We start from the raw sequence: 751 nt of genomic DNA on the forward strand, positions 1-751 counted from the left end.
GGATTGAGCCAGAAACCCAGTATTGGCGGGCTCAAAACGAAGGGGTTCGGTTATTATCGCCGTCCATCTTCATGGCCTTCGGGGCTGCCCTCTCAGCGACAGATTTCGTCGCGGTCCGGGCGGCCTTGCTGCTTTAAGCACCCCCCATTTTCAGAGCCGCGCCCCGCCGGCGAGGCTCCTTCCGCGCCCACCCATGTTCGCCTCCCTGCGCCGCTATTTCTCGACCGACCTCGCCATCGACCTCGGCACCGCCAACACCCTGATCTACGTGCGTGGCAAGGGCATCGTCCTCGACGAGCCCTCGGTCGTTTCCATCCGCCACGAAGGCGGCCCCAACGGCAAGAAAACCATCCAAGCCGTTGGCCGCGAGGCCAAGGCCATGCTGGGCAAGGTGCCCGGCAACATCGAGGCCATCCGGCCGATGAAGGACGGCGTCATCGCCGACTTCACGGTGACCGAGCAGATGCTCAAGCAGTTCATCAAGATGGTCCACGACTCGAAGACCTTCAAGCCGAGCCCGAGGATCATCATCTGCGTGCCCTGCGGTTCCACCCAGGTGGAGCGCCGCGCGATTCGCGAGAGCGCCCTGGGCGCCGGCGCCAGCGAGGTCTACCTGATCGAGGAACCGATGGCTGCGGCGATCGGCGCCGGGCTGCCGGTGGCCGAGGCCTCGGGCTCGATGGTCGTCGACATCGGCGGCGGCACCACGGAGGTCGGTGTCATCTCGCTGGGCGGCATGGTCTACAAAGGC

Annotated in this window: 1 protein-coding gene; it reads left to right on the top strand. The window is 65.5% G+C overall.

The window, feature by feature from the left end:
* Positions 1-193: 193 nt before the first annotated feature.
* On the top strand, positions 194-751 hold a 558-nt coding region (mreB, locus tag AC1DU6_RS33810; protein WP_477862756.1), incomplete at its 3' end, for a rod shape-determining protein MreB.

The sequence above is a fragment of the Roseateles sp. P5_B10 genome (genome assembly GCF_056400485.1).